The 20582-nt window shown below is 40.4% G+C and carries 20 protein-coding genes; 7 read left to right on the top strand and 13 right to left on the bottom strand.

Annotation, left to right across the window (positions count from 1 at the left end; all coding sequences use genetic code 11):
- Positions 1–122: 122 nt before the first annotated feature.
- From C9J47_RS07945 to C9J47_RS07960, 4 genes are all read left to right on the top strand, one after another.
- Positions 123–2057, top strand: coding sequence for an ATP-binding protein (locus C9J47_RS07945; protein WP_107253034.1), 1935 nt, complete (start codon positions 123–125; stop codon positions 2055–2057).
- A gap of 10 nt (positions 2058–2067) precedes the next feature.
- Positions 2068–2568, top strand: coding sequence for a response regulator (locus tag C9J47_RS07950; RefSeq protein ID WP_107253035.1), 501 nt, complete (start codon positions 2068–2070; stop codon positions 2566–2568).
- A 124-nt stretch (positions 2569–2692) separates the two neighbouring features.
- Complete coding sequence (locus C9J47_RS07955; RefSeq protein WP_107253036.1) at positions 2693–3688, top strand: 2-hydroxyacid dehydrogenase; 996 nt, start codon at positions 2693–2695, stop codon at positions 3686–3688.
- 371 nt (positions 3689–4059) lie between these two features.
- Entirely contained in the window at positions 4060–4602 is a 543-nt protein-coding gene (locus C9J47_RS07960) for a hypothetical protein (protein ID WP_107253037.1), read from the top strand.
- Between the two features lie 125 nt (positions 4603–4727).
- Here the strand turns inward: C9J47_RS07960 and dsdC are convergent, their stop codons facing one another.
- Complete coding sequence (dsdC, locus tag C9J47_RS07965; protein ID WP_107253038.1) at positions 4728–5642, bottom strand: DNA-binding transcriptional regulator DsdC; 915 nt, start codon at positions 5640–5642, stop codon at positions 4728–4730.
- Between the two features lie 97 nt (positions 5643–5739).
- The gene (locus tag C9J47_RS07970; protein WP_107253039.1) at positions 5740–6327 is read right to left on the bottom strand and encodes a TfoX/Sxy family DNA transformation protein; all 588 of its coding nucleotides are present in this window, start codon (positions 6325–6327) and stop codon (positions 5740–5742) included.
- Positions 6328–6618: 291 nt separating this feature from the next.
- On the opposite strand from C9J47_RS07970, the gene C9J47_RS07975 reads away from it, so the two are divergent.
- The 3 genes from C9J47_RS07975 (at position 6619) to C9J47_RS07985 (ending at position 9543) form a co-directional block, all read left to right on the top strand.
- Positions 6619–7203, top strand: a complete 585-nt coding sequence (locus tag C9J47_RS07975; RefSeq protein WP_107253040.1) for an LON peptidase substrate-binding domain-containing protein — start codon at positions 6619–6621, stop codon at positions 7201–7203.
- Positions 7204–7300: 97 nt separating this feature from the next.
- Positions 7301–8224: an HDOD domain-containing protein gene (locus C9J47_RS07980; protein ID WP_107253460.1), complete on the top strand. Its 924-nt coding sequence runs from the start codon at positions 7301–7303 to the stop codon at positions 8222–8224.
- 419 nt (positions 8225–8643) lie between these two features.
- Positions 8644–9543, top strand: coding sequence for a LysO family transporter (locus C9J47_RS07985; RefSeq protein ID WP_107253041.1), 900 nt, complete (start codon positions 8644–8646; stop codon positions 9541–9543).
- Between the two features lie 296 nt (positions 9544–9839).
- Here the strand turns inward: C9J47_RS07985 and ptsG are convergent, their stop codons facing one another.
- The 11 genes from ptsG to C9J47_RS08040 form a co-directional block, all read right to left on the bottom strand.
- Positions 9840–11273 (bottom strand): PTS glucose transporter subunit IIBC, encoded by a 1434-nt coding sequence (gene ptsG / locus C9J47_RS07990; RefSeq protein ID WP_107253042.1) that lies wholly within the window; start codon positions 11271–11273, stop codon positions 9840–9842.
- 459 nt (positions 11274–11732) lie between these two features.
- A complete protein-coding gene (locus C9J47_RS07995; protein ID WP_107253043.1) occupies positions 11733–12509 on the bottom strand; it encodes a TatD family hydrolase in 777 nt (258 codons plus the stop codon).
- Complete coding sequence (holB, locus tag C9J47_RS08000) at positions 12499–13476, bottom strand: DNA polymerase III subunit delta' (RefSeq protein WP_107253044.1); 978 nt, start codon at positions 13474–13476, stop codon at positions 12499–12501. Before holB ends, C9J47_RS07995 begins: the two co-directional genes overlap by 11 nt.
- Positions 13477–14106 (bottom strand): dTMP kinase, encoded by a 630-nt coding sequence (gene tmk, locus C9J47_RS08005; RefSeq protein WP_107253045.1) that lies wholly within the window; start codon positions 14104–14106, stop codon positions 13477–13479. It abuts the gene before it with no gap.
- On the bottom strand, positions 14106–15119 hold the full coding sequence (mltG, locus tag C9J47_RS08010) for an endolytic transglycosylase MltG (protein ID WP_107253046.1): 1014 nt from the start codon (positions 15117–15119) through the stop codon (positions 14106–14108). Before mltG ends, tmk begins: the two co-directional genes overlap by 1 nt.
- On the bottom strand, positions 15113–15922 hold the full coding sequence (pabC, locus tag C9J47_RS08015) for an aminodeoxychorismate lyase (protein ID WP_107253047.1): 810 nt from the start codon (positions 15920–15922) through the stop codon (positions 15113–15115). Before pabC ends, mltG begins: the two co-directional genes overlap by 7 nt.
- A 142-nt stretch (positions 15923–16064) precedes the next feature.
- Entirely contained in the window at positions 16065–17306 is a 1242-nt protein-coding gene (gene fabF, locus C9J47_RS08020) for a beta-ketoacyl-ACP synthase II (protein ID WP_107253048.1), read from the bottom strand.
- A gap of 85 nt (positions 17307–17391) precedes the next feature.
- Positions 17392–17628: an acyl carrier protein gene (acpP, locus tag C9J47_RS08025; RefSeq protein WP_107253049.1), complete on the bottom strand. Its 237-nt coding sequence runs from the start codon at positions 17626–17628 to the stop codon at positions 17392–17394.
- Between the two features lie 159 nt (positions 17629–17787).
- Complete coding sequence (gene fabG / locus C9J47_RS08030) at positions 17788–18522, bottom strand: 3-oxoacyl-ACP reductase FabG (protein WP_006231202.1); 735 nt, start codon at positions 18520–18522, stop codon at positions 17788–17790.
- Positions 18523–18545: 23 nt separating this feature from the next.
- Positions 18546–19469, bottom strand: a complete 924-nt coding sequence (gene fabD, locus C9J47_RS08035) for an ACP S-malonyltransferase (RefSeq protein WP_107253050.1) — start codon at positions 19467–19469, stop codon at positions 18546–18548.
- A gap of 154 nt (positions 19470–19623) precedes the next feature.
- The gene (locus C9J47_RS08040) at positions 19624–20580 is read right to left on the bottom strand and encodes a beta-ketoacyl-ACP synthase III (protein WP_107253051.1); all 957 of its coding nucleotides are present in this window, start codon (positions 20578–20580) and stop codon (positions 19624–19626) included.
- Positions 20581–20582: the final 2 nt, after the last annotated feature.

Genomic DNA, 20582 nt, shown 5'->3' on the forward strand with positions numbered 1-20582 from the left:
GATATCCCTATGAATCAAACAGTAAAGAGATAATAGTTTACAGGTTTGCTAGATGCCTCTCAGTCCAATATGGCGAATTATTCTACACTTTTAAAGCCAATGAAGTTTATAAGGATATAAGGGTGAATAGTTTTGTCATTTTGTGCCTCGATGATGATCCAAGGATCATTGAACAGTTAAGCAAAGAGCTTGTCCCCTTTGCTAACCTGTTCGATATTATTAGTGCTGAAAGCATAGAAGAAGCGCATGACACACTTGAATTTATAGCACAAAATGGCCAACGCGCTGCAATGGTTATTTGTGATAATGAGCTTGGCAGTGACAATGGTGTTGATTTTATTATTGGGCTAGACCAGCACCCTGTAACCCAAAAAGCCCGAACCATCCTGCTCAATGATAAACCCCAGCTTGATACCATCATGCAGGCTGTTAATGAAGGGCGGCTCAATTACTGCCTCACTAAGCCTTGGAATAAAGAAGAGCTTAATCGTGTATTAATAAAAGAGTTAACAACCTACATTCTTAAAAACCCCCAAGAAGATTGGCTGCAATACAGCCGTACGTTAGATCATCGTCGTATTCTTAAAGCCCATATCGACCGCCAGATGTCTAATTTTCGCTCCGGTTTTATTCAAAATACCAACAGCCTAGACGACGATACGCTTGCAAAACAAGTAGCCGATGCTTTACATGACTTTTTTAATGGTAATGATGAAAGCCGAGCATGCCGCACATATAGCGAAGGACACTTATTAACCAAAGAAGGCACATCGAATAACTTTCTCTGGTTAATTACCCAAGGAGAAGTTGCTTTATATAAAGAAGATGATGAAGGATATAGACATGAGGTTGTTCGCATCGGTGCCGGACATTTAGTGGGAGGTATGTCATTTGTAACCGGAGAAACCTCATTCTCGACTGGTGTCACTCTAGGAAAGACTGACGTAATCAAGCTTGATCGTCAGTTATTTACCAAAGTTATGAATTCACGTAATGAATTACTCCCCCTTTTTACCAACCTTCTATTACGTAATTTTAATCGTCGCTTACAAGGCAGCATTAAAACCGAACTACGATTACAGCAAACATTAAAATCACTCGATAACGCTCACCTACAACTTGTTGATCAAGAAAAAATGGCTATTCTCGGTCAATTGGTCGCAGGTGTTGCACATGAACTGAATAATCCGGTATCAGCAATTTTAAGAGGCAGTGAAACACTTCAAGAAACTATCGGTAAACTAACTGAATCTGAGTTAGGTCTAGAAAACCAAAGACGTGGTAATCATATTCTGCAACAAGCGATGCAATCGAGGCCATTATCCACATCAGAAACTCGCCAACGAGCTAGACAATTAGAAAGCCAACTGGGTGATCGTCAACTTGCACGCAAAGTGGTTCAAATGGGCATTGATGATAATAAACACCTTTCTGATTGGTTATTGCCGCAAAAAAATCAATTAAAAGAAGTGATGAGTGAGTGGGAACACTACTACCAAATGGGCAACTTTCTACGCTCGATTAATGTTTGTGCACAACGTATTGCTGATTTAGTTAAAAGCCTAAAAAGTTATGCCAGACAAGATGATGAAAGTACCCATACCGTCGATATTCATGAAGGATTAGAAGATACCTTAGTTATTTTTGAGAACCGTTTAAAGCGTCATCGAGTTACGAAAGAATATACCCCATTCCCTCTTTTTACCTGCCAGCCCATAGCCCTACAGCAAGTATGGACCAACCTAATTGCGAATGCTTTAGATGCTGTTACTGAACCAGGTGAAATTCGTATCAAAACCCAATATTCACCCGGTAGCAATAAGCAATCGATGGAGATTGTTATCGAAGACAATGGCAAAGGTATTCCTCTAAAACAACAGAAAAAAATCTTTGAATTGAATTACACCACTAAGCGAGAAGGAAACTTCGGGCTAGGTATTGGCTTGTCGGTTTGCCAACAAATAATCAACCAACATGATGGAGATATTCGGGTTGAATCTGAACTCGATAAATACACTCGAATGATTGTAACGCTGCCGATTAACCACAGCAGCTAACGGAGAGCATATGAACAAATACCTCATCCTATGCGTCGATGATGAGCGAGAAGTATTAGACAGCGTATTTCATGATCTCGCCATACTTGAAGAGCACTTCATGATTGAAGCCGCAGAGTCTGTCGATGAAGCTAAAGAAGTACTTGCCGATGCCATTACAGATCATATACCGCTGGCGTTGATTTTATGCGATCACATAATGCCGGGCGAAAAAGGGATTGATTTTTTAATTGAATTAAAGCAACAACCTGAAACAAGAAAAGCCCGTAAAATATTATTAACAGGCCAAGCTGGATTAGAAGAAACAATACAAGCCGTCAATAATGCTAGCCTCGATTTTTATGTCTCAAAGCCTTGGAATGGCGATAAATTAAAAGAAATAGTTATTGATCAATTAACCACCTATATCATTGAGAACGAAAAAGACTTAATGCCATGGATCAGAGTGCTTAATACTGAACGCATCATGCAGGCGCTAAGCGACAACCGTTTATCTTTATCTGACATTTAATTGTCATACAAACTTTTGGAAATCGTTATAAAGTGTTATCTTTGTCACAAAGAATAACCTATCGGGTTAGTCAAGTATTTACTTACTAATCCGATTGAATAACAGTTATCCAAAAGGTAGCCTTATGAAAGTTGCAGTCTTTAGCACTAAAAAATATGACCAAAAATCCTTTGAATTGATAAATACCAATTATCAGCATGAGTTAACATATTTTGATTTCCGTTTAACCCAACAAACAGCAATCATGGCGCATGGGTTCGATGCTGTTTGTGTTTTTGTAAACGATGATTTAAGCCAACCTGTACTTCAAGAACTCGCCAATCATGGTGTTCAACTTATTGCGATGCGCTGCGCTGGTTTTGATAAGGTTGATCTTGATGCTGCCAACAAACTGAATATTCAAGTTGTTCGTGTTCCCGCTTATTCCCCTGAAGCCATTGCTGAGCATACCCTTGGGCTTATGTTAAGTTTAAACCGTCGTATTCACCGTGCATACCAGCGTACTCGTGACGCTAATTTCTCGTTAGAAGGTTTAACGGGCTTTAATTTCCATGGAAAAACGGTGGGGGTAATTGGAACCGGTAAAATAGGTATTGCGACGATTCGAATACTTAAAGGGTTTGGCATGAACATTCTCGCTTACGACCCGTATGAAAACCCTATTGCTATCGAGTTAGGGGTCACTTACACCACACTAGAAGATATCTACCGCCAAGCCAATGTTATTACTTTGCATTGCCCGATGACCCAAGAAAATTATCATATGCTCAATGCCGATGCCTTTGACCAAATGCGTGATGGCGTGATGATTATCAACACAAGTCGTGGTGGTCTACTTAATTCTATCGATGCCATTGAAGCATTAAAGGCCAGTAGAATTGGTTCATTGGGTATTGATGTTTATGAAAATGAACAGGATTTATTCTTTCAAGATAAATCAAATGATGTGATTAAAGATGATGTATTTAGACGTTTATCCTCATGTCACAACGTCTTATTCACTGGACATCAAGCATTTCTAACAGAAGAAGCACTGGGCAATATTGCTGATACGACACTCAACAATATTTCATTATTTGGTCGTAATACCCTGTCAGGCAATGAGCTTATTAACAAATAAATTAATAATATCGATACCGTTCACCCAAGTGATCTTAGCGAACATATTAAGCTAACTTAGATACATCAAGACAGGAAGTGATATTACTTCCTGTTTTACGTTTTACAAGCGAATCGATACCCAAACCATTTAAATCACCGCTTTTCACTATTAAATAAAAATATCTTATTCATTCTAGCCGCAAATAGTTGTATCAAAGTTCTGGCACAAAAGACAAATCATGTCGGAAATCATATTCATTTGTGACTTTCGCTGCATTTTTAACCTCATACCTATCATTTTTTCAACTAAATGCATTAATAATCTATTATTGATAATCTTTGTCCATTAAAATAATGTCCATTATATTTATGCCTCCATGGACCTCTTTCATGCGTAAAATTCTTTGTGCCACTGGCATCTTGTTAGCATCTGTTTCAGTTGCTCATGCAAATTCATCAACAATGAGTAACTTTAGCTACGATTACGCTGAAGCACGTATCGGTGTTAGCCCGCTGACTTATGGTGCTGGTTTCAGTAAATCAATTCACCCAAACGCCCACATTCTTGCTAGCGTTGATACTGAATTTGATAGCGATTGGAACCTAGCGGCTGGTGTTGGCTTCCATGCCCCAATTAATAACTGGGCAGACGTAACTGGTGAACTGAAACTTCGTAATGAAAAAAGCGAAAAGCACGATGGTTCAGGCGGTAAAGTAGGAATGGAAGTAAACATTGGTGTTCGTCAATGGCTTGGCCCGCAACTTGAAGTCGGCGGTTTAATCGGGCATACAAGTATCGATGATGATGATAATGTCATCGGAGCAATCTACGGTCGTTTCCATGCCACTGAACTGTTTTCTATTGGGGCTGAAGGCCGTTTTAACGACACTTACGGTGACACTGTTTTACTGACAACACGCTTTAAGTTCTAACGTCTATGCTTACTCGCTTATATTGACGAGTAAAATGATGAATAAAAAAGTCCTATATTAGGACTTTTTTATTATCTGTTATAAGTTGCATGGAGGTATTACCACACACTTTAAATACGCTGCATTTATTCAACGCTAGCAATCTCATCTGCCAGCCAATCTTGGAAGGCTTTCACCCGTGGCGAAGACTTCATATCTTGTCGGCAAACTACGTAATAACTTAATGGTGATTTCACGGGCATATCAAAAGGTATCACTAACCGTTCATTTGCTAGTTGCTCTGCGACAAATGACATTCTGCCCATTGCGACACCAATTCCCCTTTCAGCGGCTTGTAACGCTAAATCTGAGCGATCAAAAGTACAACCAACCTCAGGTAAAGTTATCCCTTGTCGTTGTGCCCAATATTGCCATTCATCATTACGCCCCGCCCTTGCCCAAGGCGCCGCATCATGAAGCAACATACACATGACTAAGTTATCAGGACGATCATACAAATTGTACCTAAGCGCATATTCGTGCGTACATACCGGAAGCATGCTTTCATCCATTAACTTTTCCGAATGTAGGCCTGCATATTTACCATGACCAAAATAAATTGCGCAATCAAATGTTTCCGTTTGAAAATCGATCAAGTCATTACGGGTACGAAGATGAAAACGTAATGCAGGGTATTTATCGATAAAGCTTTTAATACGTGGCATTAACCACGTCTGTGCAAATGTAGGAGGTGCTGACACATTGAAATCACCGCTTAACTCCAACGTTTTCAAGTCACGAATTTCATGTGCTATGTCACCAAAATTTTGAGCAACCACAGCTTTTAGGCGTTTACCTTCATCTGTCAGTATCACTTTCCTTGGCTGTCGAATAAATAGCTTCACCCCAAGACTATCTTCAAGGTTCTTAATTTTATGGCTAACAGCACTTTGCGTTAGACACAAAACTTCTGCTGCTCGAGTGAAACTCATTTGATCAGCTGCAATAAGAAAGCAATGAAGCCCAGAAAGTACAGAGCCCGTTAATTTAGGTAGTTGCATAATGCCTCAAGATGGCACAAGAAAGAGGCAGTATAATAACAAATAAAATAGCCACCGATAATCAGTGGCTAGGTAAATACGTAACTTATCCGTTTTATTATTCAATGGCGTTCAAAAGTTTCTCTTTATGGTCATCATTCAATAATGACCAATGGCAACCGTTGATTGCACCAGCAAACATCCAAAGCAACTTAAGATCGATATCAGTCCCGTGCGTTTTACGCACTTTACGAAAGACTTCAGCAGCACCCAATAAAAGAAAGCTATTCACATCTGGAACACCGGCTTTTTTAACCATTCTTTCAAGCGTTAAACGCATATTGGGTAAATCACGTAGACGTCGACTCTCTTCTGAGCATTTAAACGCCTTCTCTTTTTGTGAAAAAGAGATAGATTCATTGATAAGTAAGTGGCATTTATTTTTGTCACGTAAAAACAATTTCGTTATATCATAGTAGTTTACAGTTGCCGTGGTGCTTTTTTTAATATGTTTAAACTTCAGGCAACCTAATTGGAGTAATTTATCATCTAACTCACCACCACCACGTATAAATATCGTGGTATCCGTTAGAATTGCATACATAGCCCCATGAATGAAAATCCCAGTCCCGCCAAACATTGACCGTTTTTCATAACACCCAAAGTTGCCTAAATACGTTAAATAATCTTCCTTGAAAGCTGACACAGCATGTCCTCCGGTTAAGCGCTAATGGTTTCGATTATCCAGTAACGCCACACATCACGACGTCAACAAATTGACTTTCTCATATACAATTTATAAATTCCACATATGAAACAAGTAACATTAGATTTTGAGATTTAAGGCATATTATTTAACGCAAAATAAGAAAAAAGGGACAAAAATTGACCATAATTTTTGCGTTTTACCTCACAAAAAATTCATAACAATCAACTATCCTTTATCGCTCTTTTATCAATGAGGTCTATCTTTATAGTATTAAATTAGGGAAATAAAATGACAAACATTGCACTTTTACCTTCATCAAGCCACGTTTTGCCGGGCGGACGACTGGAAATTATCGTCGCCGAAAAGCGTTATACCCGTATGGTAAAAGATTCTCTCACTTCCGGTGAAGGATTTGCTATGTGCATGCTCAATGAAAATGAAGAGTCTGAAGAAGTCAAAAAAATTCCCGCGATTGCTACTCACGTAAAAATAATAGACTTTAACGCGCTAGAAGGTGGCCTACTTGTTATTACGGTTGAAGGTATACAGAAGATCCGATTGCTCAGTATTGAAATTGACCCTGACGGCTTATTAATTGGTGAATTTAAGCCTTACCTTGAGTGGATATACATGCCTGTAGATGATGATAACGTTAGCCTAAGAGAGAAGCTGAAACTTTTTTACTCGTCTATGCCAGAGATAGGCGCATTATATAATGAGCCTAAATACAATGATATCAGTTGGATATGCCAGCGGTGGATAGAGGTACTACCTATAGAGGTAAAATATAAACAATTATTAATAACGCAAGACACAACAAAATTAGCGATTCGTTTTTTAAAAAAATTACTCGACTATGAGTATTATGGATAAAACAATGGTTTATACCCATTTTTTAACTAATGTTTATTGTATATGCGTTCAAACTCAAGATAAAATACCTAGAATCAATATTTACTTATTTGTAATAATGTCACATTTATCTTTTTTTTGGCTAAAAGCTGAAAATGAAAAAATAATTAAAGGTTTAGAGTCTGAATTTTGCACGCTGGTAAAAGAGACAGTAAAGCATAACACTCTTTCACTCCCCCCTATTCCGGAGGTTTTAGCGAAGCTTCATACACTCTGTAACGACGAAGAGACGACAGTTCGTGATGTTGCCGATCTTTTGCTCGATGATCCGAGCTTAGCTGCTTCTATTATTCGTACATCAAATACGATAATGTTTAACCGACGTAATATTATTTGTCATGATCTGTTAACTGCGGTATCTCGCTTAGGAATCATGCGAGTACGAGATATAGCAACAGCACAAGCCATTGATGAATTAAAAAACAATACACATTGTTTTGAACACGAATGTAATACCACATTATTAAATAGTGCAATACGTTCACGTCAGCTGGCTGGAACCATGGCTTTAATATGCCAAGGTTTTATCAAAACATCCACAAAACCGTTTAGACTTGAGCCAGAAAAAGCATTGTTAGTCGGCTTATTAGCAGACATTGGTTTATTTGGTTTAATTAATGAATACCAAAATTACTTAAACAACGGTAATTATTTGGATCTTGATATCGCAATATATATATTCCAGCATTGTTGTACTGAAGCAAGTCCTATTGTTTTAAAACATTGGGGGTTTGATAAAGATTATATCGAAGTTTCATCAAATAAAAAAATGCCTTATTGTAATGAACAAAACACCAGCTATTTAGACATTGCTCGTATGGCTAACCACCTTCTGCTATTTAAAAATAATGATGATGCCATTGAAGACCATCATGTTGAGATGGATCTGACTGGTGCAGAGGTCATGTATGAGTTGACTAATCTTTCAGACAGGGATTTTAATTCCGAACTTCAAAATGTCATGAAATCATGCGGCTTATAATTAAATAGCAATACGACATAAAAATGTTGCTCCTTAAAACAATACGGTATGCGCCGTATTGTTTTCGATTGACCATCCTACATAGCAATTGATAAGCTTCTATACCCAAGTTACCTCAAGATGCTCGTTTCAGCGAGAATTTGCTGGGCTCTAGGCAAGGCACTTATTTATAGACCTAGTAGCTCTACGTTGAAAATAAGTAACACCGCATAGATCCCAACAAAACTCGCCCTACGGGAGTGATTCAGCGTATCTACTTCAGTGTCAAATGTGTTTGAAAGGGAATGCCATTCCTACACACATTTTCCTTGAATTAAACACGCTGAGAACACTCTGAATCCTGCATATTGAGGTAGCTTGGGTATAAAATCTAAAAAAACGATTGAATAATCTCTGTTTATCATAAAGTAAGGATGCTCATGTTCTCTGGGATGCTTTTCATCTTCCTGCCGCTAATAATCGGTTATTTAATACCAGTACATAAAACATCCGTACTTGAATTTATCAATACCCAAACTAGCAGACTTGTATTGGTTATTCTGGCATTGATGGGCTTAAGCCTTGCCGGACTAGACAACCTTGGGCAGAATTTAAGCCAAATTCTTCTCTATACTGCCACTTTCTTCATCTCCATCAGCTTCTGTAATCTTGCCGCATTACCATTGCTCGATAAATTATGGCCCACAAACACAGCACATGACCATCGTCAGCTTCCACTGGGTAAAATGATCATGGAATCGGTTAAACTGGTACTTGTTGTTGCTGGCGGTTTAATTGTCGGGATTACACTTGGCTTTGATCTTTCTTGGGTTGATCAAGCCAGTGAGACTATTTTACTTTTACTGCTCTTTTTAATTGGTATTCAATTAAGAAACAGTGGCATGACTCTACGTCAGATTCTGTTGAATAAAAAAGGAATTATCATAGCCCTTGTCATTATTGGCACCTCTCTGCCTGGTGGCATTATTGCAGCCTTAATATTGGATATTCCTATTACACATGGCTTAGCCATGGCTTCTGGCTTTGGCTGGTACTCGCTAGCAGGGATATTGATAGGCGATGGACTCGGTCCCATTTATGGCGGTGCTGCCTTTTTAAATGAATTAATGCGAGAACTTATTGCGCTAAGTTTAATTCCCTTAATCATTCAACGTTACCCTAGTACAGCGATTGGTTACGCAGGTGCAACAGCAATGGATTTCACACTACCTGTAATACAAAACTGTGGTGGTATAAAATGTGTCCCTATCGCTATTGTAAGCGGCTTTATTCTTAGCTTACTCGTTCCCGTACTTATGCTTTTCTTTATCTCTCTGTAGTGTCATACAGGCGTTATAGCACGTCTAATCAGTACTAGCTTAACGATAAGGTTGCTTTAATACCGTATTCTTCACTCATGCTGCATTACTCAAAAGGCCATCTCTATGGCCTCTTGTATTTCACTTATACCATCACAAGTGATCACCGTAATAGTATTCCTCCTAATTCAATTAAGAATGATAGGTATAGGTTAAAACTAAACCGCTATGGCAGTTGCACCAAACCCACACAATTTAGCAGAATCAAAAAAGGGAAGCCGAAGCTTCCCTTTTATTTATAGATTCAGTGAGTCGTATTAGTTATTACGAATCCACTCATCCATATCAGATTTTAGGTTGTCAGACTTAGTACCGAAGATAGCTTGAACACCACTACCTGCAATAACAACACCTGCAGCGCCAAGCTTCTTAAGACGATCTTGGTCAACATTCTCAACACTTGCAACAGATACACGTAGACGTGTAATACATGCATCAAGGTTAGTGATGTTGTCTTTGCCACCAAATGCGATAACTAATTCTTTAGCCATCTCTGAACCTGCACCAACAACAACAGCATCAGTTTCTTCTTCGTCTTCACGACCAGGCGTTTTCAAGTCTAGCTTAGCAATAACTACGCGGAATACTACGTAGTAAATTGCAGCGTAAATTAGACCCATAACAGGGAATAACCATAACTTTTGAGCGTTCGCAGAAAGAACAACGAAGTCAATGAAACCGTGAGAGAAAGAAGTACCGTGTACCATACCCAGCATATTTGTCATTACGAACGCAGAACCCGCAAGGAAAGCGTGGATTACGTAAAGTACAGGAGCAACAAACATGAATGAGAATTCGATTGGTTCAGTAATACCTGTTAGGAATGAAGTCAGCGCAGCTGAAATCATGATACCACCAACTTTCGCACGGTTTTCAGGCTTAGCTGAATGCCAGATTGCGATTGCTGCAGCAGGAAGACCAAACATCTTGAACATGTAACCGCCAGCTAGCTGACCGAAACCGTTACCAGCAAGACGAGTTGCTTCATTTGCTTCTAAGTAACAAGTTAGAACACCTGTACGCGCTTCACCCGCAGCGTTTACACAGCTACCCGCTTCGAAGAAGAATGGTACGTTCCAAACATGGTGTAAACCAAATGGGATTAGAGAACGCTCAACAACACCGTAAATGCCGAATGCTAATGTTGGATTCTGGTGTGCAGCCCAATCAGAGAATGCGCCAATTGCGCCGCCAATTGGAGGCCAAATAATAGAAAGAAGAATTGCAAGACCTATAGAACAGAAGCCTGTCATGATCGGAACAAAACGCTTACCAGCAAAGAAGCCTAGGTACTCAGGAAGTTGAATACGGAAGAAGCGGTTAAATGCCCACGCCGCAACACCACCAACAAGAATACCGCCAAGTACGCCAGTTTCGATGTTTTCAAGACCCATCAGGTTAGCCATAACCTTCAGAGTAGCAGCCATGATACCGTAACCAACAATAGCCGCTAGACCAGCAACACCATCGTTGTTTGTAAAACCAAGTGCTACACCTACTGCGAATAGTAGTGGCATTTGACCAAATACAGAACCACCCGCTTGTTCCATAATTTGTGAAACAACGTCGGGTAGCCAGCTAAAGTTTGCTGCGCCAACTCCTAATAGAATACCTGCTACCGGCAAAACCGATACAGGCAGCATTAGCGCCTTACCGACTTTTTGCAGGCTAGCAAAAAGGTTCTTAAACATATTGTGCTCCTGAGTGGAATGTTTTAATTAGAGTTCAAATGGGTGCAAGCGACATACCCCCGTAGCCATAATGCTAGCACCACTTTCTTTTTCTTTCGGCACTTAGTATAAAATGCGGTGCTAAATATAACTTGATGGCAATCAAAAATGCTAATGCAGCATGAAATTTAATTTCAAAATCAAGTGCCGATCACAATCGGCGATCATGAAAAAAACAAACAAAAATACAGCTAACATATTGAATAACATGAAAAATGCACTAAAAAGAAAGACAAACAAAAGATGTAATAAAATTTCAGCTTTGTAATTCATGTTATTTTACGTAACGAAGATACTTTCAAGCTATAAATCGCAGAAAGCGACGATTTACAGATCAAAAATTAAAACAGCAATTTGATTATCAAAAGAATGAACTAAAACCATTAAAAAATGGAGCTAAAAGCTCCATTTTTATAAATTCTATCTTTCGGCTCGCGAAAAAAGGTTAAAGAAGTTATTCGTCGTGACTTTTTCAACTTCTTCGACAGATACTCCTTTTAGTAACGCGATATATTGTGCAACTTCACGAACATACGCAGGCTGATTCTGCTTACCACGATAAGGGATTGGAGCAAGGTAAGGTGAGTCTGTTTCAACTAATAAACGTTCTAATGGCAAACTACTGACTACATTTTTAAGTTCACTAGCTTTATTGAACGTTACAATACCCGATATCGAGATATAAAAGCCAAGCTCAATCGCTTCTTGTGCCATTTCAAGGCTTTCAGTGAAACAATGCAGAACACCACCACATTTCTCTGCGCCTTCTTCACGTAAAATTCGCATTGTATCTTCACGTGCCATACGGGTATGAATGATAAGTGGCTTATTTAATTCAACCGCTAAACGAACATGCTCACGAAAAATGTCTTGCTGCTGATCAGCCAATTCAGGCTGATAATGGTAATCTAACCCCGTTTCACCGATTGCAATAACGCGATCATGCTGAGCAAATGCTTTCAATTGATCGAAATTAAACCCTTCTTCAATATCAAGGGGATGAACACCACATGACGCAAAAACATTGCTATGAGGTTCAATCATTTCCATCATTGCTGGAAAACTTTTAAGTGTAACGCCCACAGATAAAAAGTACTCAACACCACGATCTTTAGCTTTTGCTAACACATCATCAATGCCTGTATGAAGTTGCTCGTAATCTAATTTGTCCAGGTGACAATGTGAATCAACTAACACGGTTATTTTCTCCAATAAATCCTGTTAACCACTCTACAATGAGTAATTCAATATTCAAACCACTGTGCTTCTCTAACTTTCGATGTAGTTCGTTAATTTTTCGAACCTGCGGTATCAGAATAGTAGAGGGTACCGCTTGTGCTACTGATTGAATCTTGTCGATAGATTCACAATGCGTCAAATAGCCAGTAACACCTTGTTGAAGTTTAATACAGTCAACAAGAAAGTAGCTTAACCACTTCATACTGATGATACCTTCACTGCTACACAGTGATACAACATCGTAAATGCCAATATGCGGTGGCTGTAAAAAAGCAGTAAATGCTTCCATCAAATGATGGTGACGAATGTCCATTCCTTGCTCAATAAACTGCTGTGTTGCTAACGGTGCACACGCATTCAAACGAATAGATTCAATCTTGATCGTTTGCATTAATTGCTTTTCCACCCACTGCTTCACAAACTGCTCGTCAGGGGTTTCAATACGCCATTTATTACAACGACTGACAATAGTCGGTAATAAACTATCCAGCGATTGTGCCGTTAGAATAAACTGACATCCTGATGGCGGCTCTTCCAATGTTTTTAAGATAGCGTTAGCACCCGCTTCACCCATTGAATCGGCACAGTCAATCATGATAATGCGTTGCCCTGCCAGCTGAGAGGTTTCCATTGCCCAGCGATTACATTGCCTGACAGCATCAACACCAATCTGTTTCCCTTCTTGTTCTGGCTGAATAAGGTGGAAATCAGGATGGGTGCCTGCAGCAAATAATTTGCAACTGTGGCAAACACCGCAGGGTTCAGAGTCACAGTTATGACACAACACAGTTTGCGCTAATTGTTGCCCTAAAACCTCCCGCCCAGTACCTTTGGGTGCAAGTAATAGAATTGCATGGTGCAGGCGTCCCTGTATTAACAGCTGCTGCCAACTTTGCCATAGCGCTTCATGCCAGGGATAGAGCATCTATTGCTTCTCCAACCATTGATTTAATGCTTGCTTCAGATCACTCGTTACATTTTCTAATGACTGACCAGCATCAATAATGATCACTTTAGGATTATTTTCTGATAGTTCAAGAAAACGAGCACGCGCTCTATGGAAGAAATCCACATTCATTTTTTCGATACGGTCTAGCTCGCCACGACCACGCGCACGTTCTAGTCCGAGTATTGGGTCAATATCCATATAAATCGTTAAGTCAGGGCAAAAGTCACCTAACACGGTATCACGCAAGTTTTCCATCAATGCTTTATCAAAACCACGGCCACCACCTTGGTAAGCTTGTGATGACATGTCGTGACGGTCACCAACGACCCAGCGGCCTTCAGCTAAAGCAGGTTTAATAATGTTATCAACCAACTGAATACGAGCGGCATATAACAAAAGCAGCTCGGCCATATCGGTTAATGGCTCATCTGGGTGCCCTTCTTTTATCAATGCACGCATTTGCTCTGCTAATGGTGTTCCGCCAGGCTCACGCGTTGATTCTGGATTTTTAATACCATGTGCAGCAAGGGTATTGATCACTTGCTGAATGGCGGTGCTTTTACCTGCGCCTTCAAGGCCTTCAATTACAATAAATTTAGCTGTCATCAGTTTCTTAACGTCTTTAAATAAGCGCGTACAGCACGATTATGCTCTACCAGTGATTTAGAAAATTTATGGCCACCTTTACCGTCAGCCACAAAATAGTAAAACGAGCTTGTTTCTGGGTTTACCGCGGCTAAAACAGATGCCTTACTCGGCATTGCTATTGGCGTTGGGGGCAAACCAAAAATGGTATATGTGTTATAAGGTGTTGGCGTGCGTAAATCACGCTTACGAATATTGCCTTCATATTTATCACCCATACCGTAAATCACTGTAGGGTCTGTTTGAAGACGCATGCCTTTATTTAAGCGATTCATGAATACCGAAGAAACCAAGGTTCGCTCATCATCAACGGCTGTTTCTTTTTCAATAATCGAGGCCATAATTAAGGCTTCATAAGCCGACTTTAATGGCACATCGTTATCACGAGCTTGCCATGCCGTATCAAGTAAGTTCGTCATCTTATTGTACGCGCGCTTTAACAGCTCGAGATCAGAGGTACCCGCCGTATAATTATAGGTTTCAGGTAATAAGTAGCCTTCGAGCTTACTAATATGTGTCGCACCAATTGCTTGAGCGATATCATCTTCTGACATGCCTTCACTTGCATGCACAACGGCTGGTGCTGTTCTTAATTGCTCTAACCAATCAACAAACCGGTCACCTTCAACAAGGGTAATAGAAAACTGATGCTCTTTTCCTGATGTGACTAATCCAAGCACTTCTCGCAGGTTTTGATCTGGCATGATCAAATATGTACCCGCTTTAATATGTGTAAGCTGAGGCTCTAAACGGCCAATCCAACGTGTCCATTTTGATGGTGTTACAACGTTAGTATGCGCTAATTGATTCAGTAACCCTCGAAAACTGGTTCCAGGTGTTACCGTTAAAAGTACATCTTCTTGATTAATCACAGGCTGTTCAAGAGACTGGTTAACCTGTTGATACGACCAGCCTGCAACACCTGCTGCAAACACACCCAGTATAAGTACAACAATGAACAACTTCTTTAGCACGTATACAACCTCTTGTTTAAAGCACTGAGCAATATTCGCTCAGAGAATTCATTTTCATTAATCTTTTTAATTGGCACCAATGCCATAAGCGCATTAGTAATAAAGATTTCATCAGCACAAAGCAATGACTCTAATGATGTTTTGACAAACTCAACACAATACTCAGTGCTACCTAGCAATTCCAGTACATGTGCTCGCATCACACCATGTACACCTGACATATCAAGCTCAGGTGTATATACGGTATTTTTACACCGCCAGAAAATATTCGACGCTGTCGCTTCCATTACATGTCCATTAACATCAAGAACAACAGCGTCCAACCAACCGCTATCATCGACTTCTTGCTTTAATAGCACTTGTTCAAGTCGGTTAAGATGCTTAAACCCAGCAAGCATCGGCACAAGCCCAAGACGTTGCAGGCAAACACCCAATTCAATGCCATCTTGCTGCCATTCAACATAATGCTTTGGCCAATCAAAATCAGAAATGATGACCTGCGTATCAGCACACCCCGTAGGACTATACCCTCGCCCACCTTCACCACGGCTGATCACGACTTTGACGACGCCTTTGTCTGGATATTGTTTAGCTTGTTGATACACCTGCTGAGTAACGTCATCCCAATTAGGTGCAGAGATCCGGAATGTTCGTACATTTTTTTGTAACCGCTGAAGATGCAATCGCCACAATAGCGGTTTACCTTGCTTAATCAGCACAGTAGTAAAACTACCATCGCCATATTGAGCGGACCGATCTCTTATCGAAATGCTGGATTGTTCCGTTCCATTTACCAGTACCATATTGAAAATTCTTCACGGCAAAATTAAATATAAATAAACGCGTATAAAAAAACGACCCGATGTAAACACCGGGCCGTTCATAATATCAGGTTATCGCTAATTTTTCCTGACCACTCACTTTAGATATCTAAAGAGAAAAGTCTTAGATCTTCTTGAATAGTAACGAGCCGTTTGTACCACCAAAACCAAATGAGTTACATAAAGAGTATTCAAGGTTTTTAACTTGGCGAGCTTCACCAGCTACATAATCAAGGTCACAGCCTTCATCAGGGTTATCTAAGTTAATCGTAGGCGGTACAGCCTGATCAACAAGAGACATAATAGAAATAATAGCTTCAACAGAACCCGCGGCACCTAACAGGTGACCAGTCATCGATTTTGTTGATGATACTAATACATCATCAATAGCAGAGCCCATAGCGCGCTTAATACCAAGCGTTTCAGCTACATCTCCTGCAGGTGTTGATGTACCGTGAGCGTTAATATAACCAATTTTATCAGCATTGATACCCGCATCACGCAGTGTTGCTTCCATTGCCAAAGCGCCACCAGAACCATCAGGAGTTGGTGAAGTCATGTGATAAGCATCACCACTCATACCAAAACCAACAAGTTCAGCGTAGATTGTTGCACCACGCGCTTTCGCATGTTCGTATTCTTCTACAACTATCACACCGGCACCATCACCTAGAACAAAACCGTCACGGTCTTTGTCCCAAGGGCGAGAAGCCGCTTGTGGATCATCGTTGCGAGTTGATAACGCTTTAGCAGCTGCAAAACCGCCCATGCCTAGCTCTGTAGATGCTTTTTCAGCACCACCAGCTAGCATTGCGTCAGCATCGCCATATGCAATCATACGTGCTGCATGGCCAATGTTATGAAGACCAGTAGTACAAGCAGTAGAAATAGCGATGTTAGGACCACGTAAGCCATGCATGATAGACATGTGACCCGCAATCATATTTACAATTGTTGATGGAACAAAGAACGGGCTAATTTTGCGCGGTCCTTTATCCATAAAGGCTTGATGACCAGCTTCGATAAGCCCTAGACCACCAATACCAGAACCGATAGCAACACCAATACGGTGTGCGTTTTCATCTGTTACTTCAATGCCTGAATCTTTAAATGCTTGCACGCCAGCTGCAATGCCATATTGGATAAATAAATCCATTTTACGGGCATCTTTTTTGGTCATGTATTCTTCAGGGTTGAAGTCTTTGATCATACCGGCAAACTGAGTAGCAAATAAGCTAGCATCAAAATGCTCAATAGTACTAATACCACTAGTACCAGATAGTAAAGCCTTCCAAGAAGATTCAACCGAATTGCCAACAGGAGTTAGCATACCCATGCCAGTAACAACTACACGACGTTTTGACACGATTAATTTCTCCGGGAAAATGAGGATTAAAACAGACTTTAAAAAAAATCAGGCGGTCATGGTGACCGCCTGGAGGTGTTCTTTATTACTCAGAAGCGCTGTTTACGTAGTCGATTGCAGCTTGAACTGTAGTAATTTTTTCAGCTTCTTCGTCAGGAATTTCTGTATCGAATTCTTCTTCAAGAGCCATTACTAGTTCAACTGTATCTAGTGAATCAGCACCTAGATCGTCAACGAATGAAGCTTCGTTCTTAACTTCTGCTTCGTCCACACCTAGTTGCTCAATGATGATTTTTCTTACGCGATCTTCGATGTTGCTCATACTAATATATTTCCTTAAAACAAGAATTCGCTAATGCGATTTGCTGTAGTTTATTCATTACTACAAAAGTTGCAAGACCCTCATTGCTGGTCAAACCACGATTTTTCATGAAAACATGCCGAGTTTGACTTGCGTCATCAAGTATTGCAACTTTTTTGATTAAATCATGTACATGCCGCCGTTAACATGTAACGTTTCACCGGTTACATAAGCAGCATCTTCAGAAGCTAAAAAAGCAACAGCTGCTGCAATTTCACGCGGATCACCTAAACGACCAGCAGGAACATTTGCTAGTGTAGCAGCACGTTGCTCATCATTCAGGGCTTTTGTCATATCTGTTTCAATAAAACCTGGTGCTACCGCATTCACGGTAATACCACGAGATGCTACTTCACGCGCCATAGATTTAGTGAAACCAATCAAACCAGCTTTCGCAGCTGCGTAGTTAGTTTGACCCGCATTGCCCATCGTTCCGACAACAGAACCAATGCTAATAATACGGCCATTACGTTTTTTCATCATGGCACGTAGCACTGCTTTAGAAAGACGGAAAACAGATGTTAGGTTAGTATCCATGATATCTTGCCATTCGTCATCTTTCATACGCATTAACAAGTTGTCACGAGTAATTCCCGCATTGTTTACCAAAATATCAATATCGCCAAACTGCTCTTTAATCTGCTTTAGTGTATCAGCGATTGAGTCAGGTGAAGTAACGTTCAGGGCTAAACCTTTACCTTTATCACCTAAATATGCGCTAATCGCCTCAGCACCACTTTCAGACGTTGCAGTACCAATAACAGTTGCGCCACGCTCAACCAAAATTTCAGCGATTGCACGACCAATACCACGGCTTGCACCCGTTACTAGAGCAACTTTACCTTCCAGGCTCATTGTATTTCCTCTTTAAATAATACTTATTTTGCTGCTTCTAAACTTGCAGAATCGTTCACTACAGCACTTGATAATGCACGATTAATGCGCTTTGTTAGACCAGTAAGTACTTTACCTGGCCCCATCTCAAGCAATTGTTCAATGCCTTCATTTGCCATGCGCTCTACAGATTCAGTCCAACGAACAGGACCGTATAGCTGCTTAACAAGCGCCAGTTTAATTGCAACTGGATCGCTCTCAGTCTGCACATCGGCGTTATTGATAACAGGAATAGAAGGCGTATTAAATTCAATTGCCTCTAATGCCACAGCTAGTTTATCTGCCGCAGGCTTCATCAATGCACAGTGTGAAGGCACAGATACTGGTAGTGGAAGTGCACGCTTTGCGCCTGCTTCTTTACACAGTACATTTGCACGCTCAACCGCTTCTTTATTACCCGCAATCACAACCTGACCCGGTGAGTTAAAGTTAACCGGAGAAACGATTTGGTCTTGTGCTGCTTCTTCACATGCTTTCGCAATTGAATCATTATCCAGACCAATAATTGCAGACATTGCACCCACACCAGCAGGTACAGCTTCTTGCATTAATTGACCACGAAGTTCAACTAATTTAATGGCTGCTTTAAAATCAATCACACCAGCACAAACCAATGCTGAATATTCACCCAGACTGTGACCTGCAAGTACTGCAGGTTGCTCACCACCTTGTTCTTGCCATACACGCCAAATCGCAACAGATGCTGCTAATAAAGCAGGCTGTGTGCGATCAGTTTGATTTAAATCTTCAGCAGGTCCGTTTTGTACCAGTGCCCATAGGTCATAACCTAGTACTTCTGATGCTTCAGCAAAAGTATGCTTAACAACATCAAATTTTTCAGCAAGTTCAGCCAACATACCAACAGCCTGAGAACCTTGCCCAGGAAAAACAATCGCGAATTTAGACATTCGAGAGTCCTTTAATTTTTTTAAACTAAGTTTTTCAGTTTTAACCTAACTAATCGCTTTAAACAATCCTGTTATTTATCAGGTTGTTATTATTTTAACTTTAAGCAGTTTTTTAATCGTTATCGTTAAAAATAGAAAGCAATTAGCAACATAATTAGAATTTAACTAGGGCAGAGCCCCAAGTAAAACCACCACCAAAAGCTTCCAGCAGCAAGGTTTGTCCGCGCTGGATACGTCCATCACGTACGGCCTCATCGAGAGCTGTCGGTACGGTTGCGGCCGACGTATTGCCATGACGATCGAGTGTTACCACCACTTGATCCATCGACATAGAAAGCTTTTTCGCTGTGGCTGAAATAATACGCAGATTCGCCTGATGAGGTACTAACCAATCAAGCTCAGATTTATCCATGTTATTTTCAGCAAGCGTATTTTTAACAAGATTAGATAATTGTGTAACCGCAACCTTGAATACTTCATTACCAGCCATATACAACCACTTATCCTCAGTGAATGTTTGACCGTGATCAGGTATTGCTAGGCTTAGTAAACCGCCAAAATGACCGTCTGCATGCAAATGCGTGGAAATAATACCAGGCTCTTCACTTGCACTAATAACAACAGCCCCCGCAGCATCACCAAACAAGATGATCGTCGAACGATCTTCTGGATCGCATTTGTGCGAAAGGGCATCAGCACCAATCACCAAAATATTCTTTGCCATGCCTGTTTTAATATGCTGATCTGCAATACTTAGAGCATAAACAAAACCAGAACATGCAGCCGCAATATCAAATGCAGGACACCCTTTAATATCGAGCATCCCTTGAACCTGACAAGCAGCTGAAGGGAATGAGTGACTTGCACTGGTTGTTGCGACAATAATCAGATCAATGTCTTCTTTATCAATACCCGCCATTTCAATAGCGTTTAAAGAAGCTTGATATCCCATCACTGCCACAGTTTCATCTGGCGCAGCAATACGACGCTCGCGAATACCGGTTCGGGCAACGATCCACTCATCGCTGGTATCTATCATTTGCTCTAAATCTGCATTAGAGCGAATCTGAGATGGCAGATAACTGCCAGTACCTAAAATTTTACTATACATGA

The sequence above is a fragment of the Photobacterium indicum genome (assembly GCF_003026215.1).
Lineage (GTDB): Bacteria > Pseudomonadota > Gammaproteobacteria > Enterobacterales > Vibrionaceae > Photobacterium > Photobacterium indicum.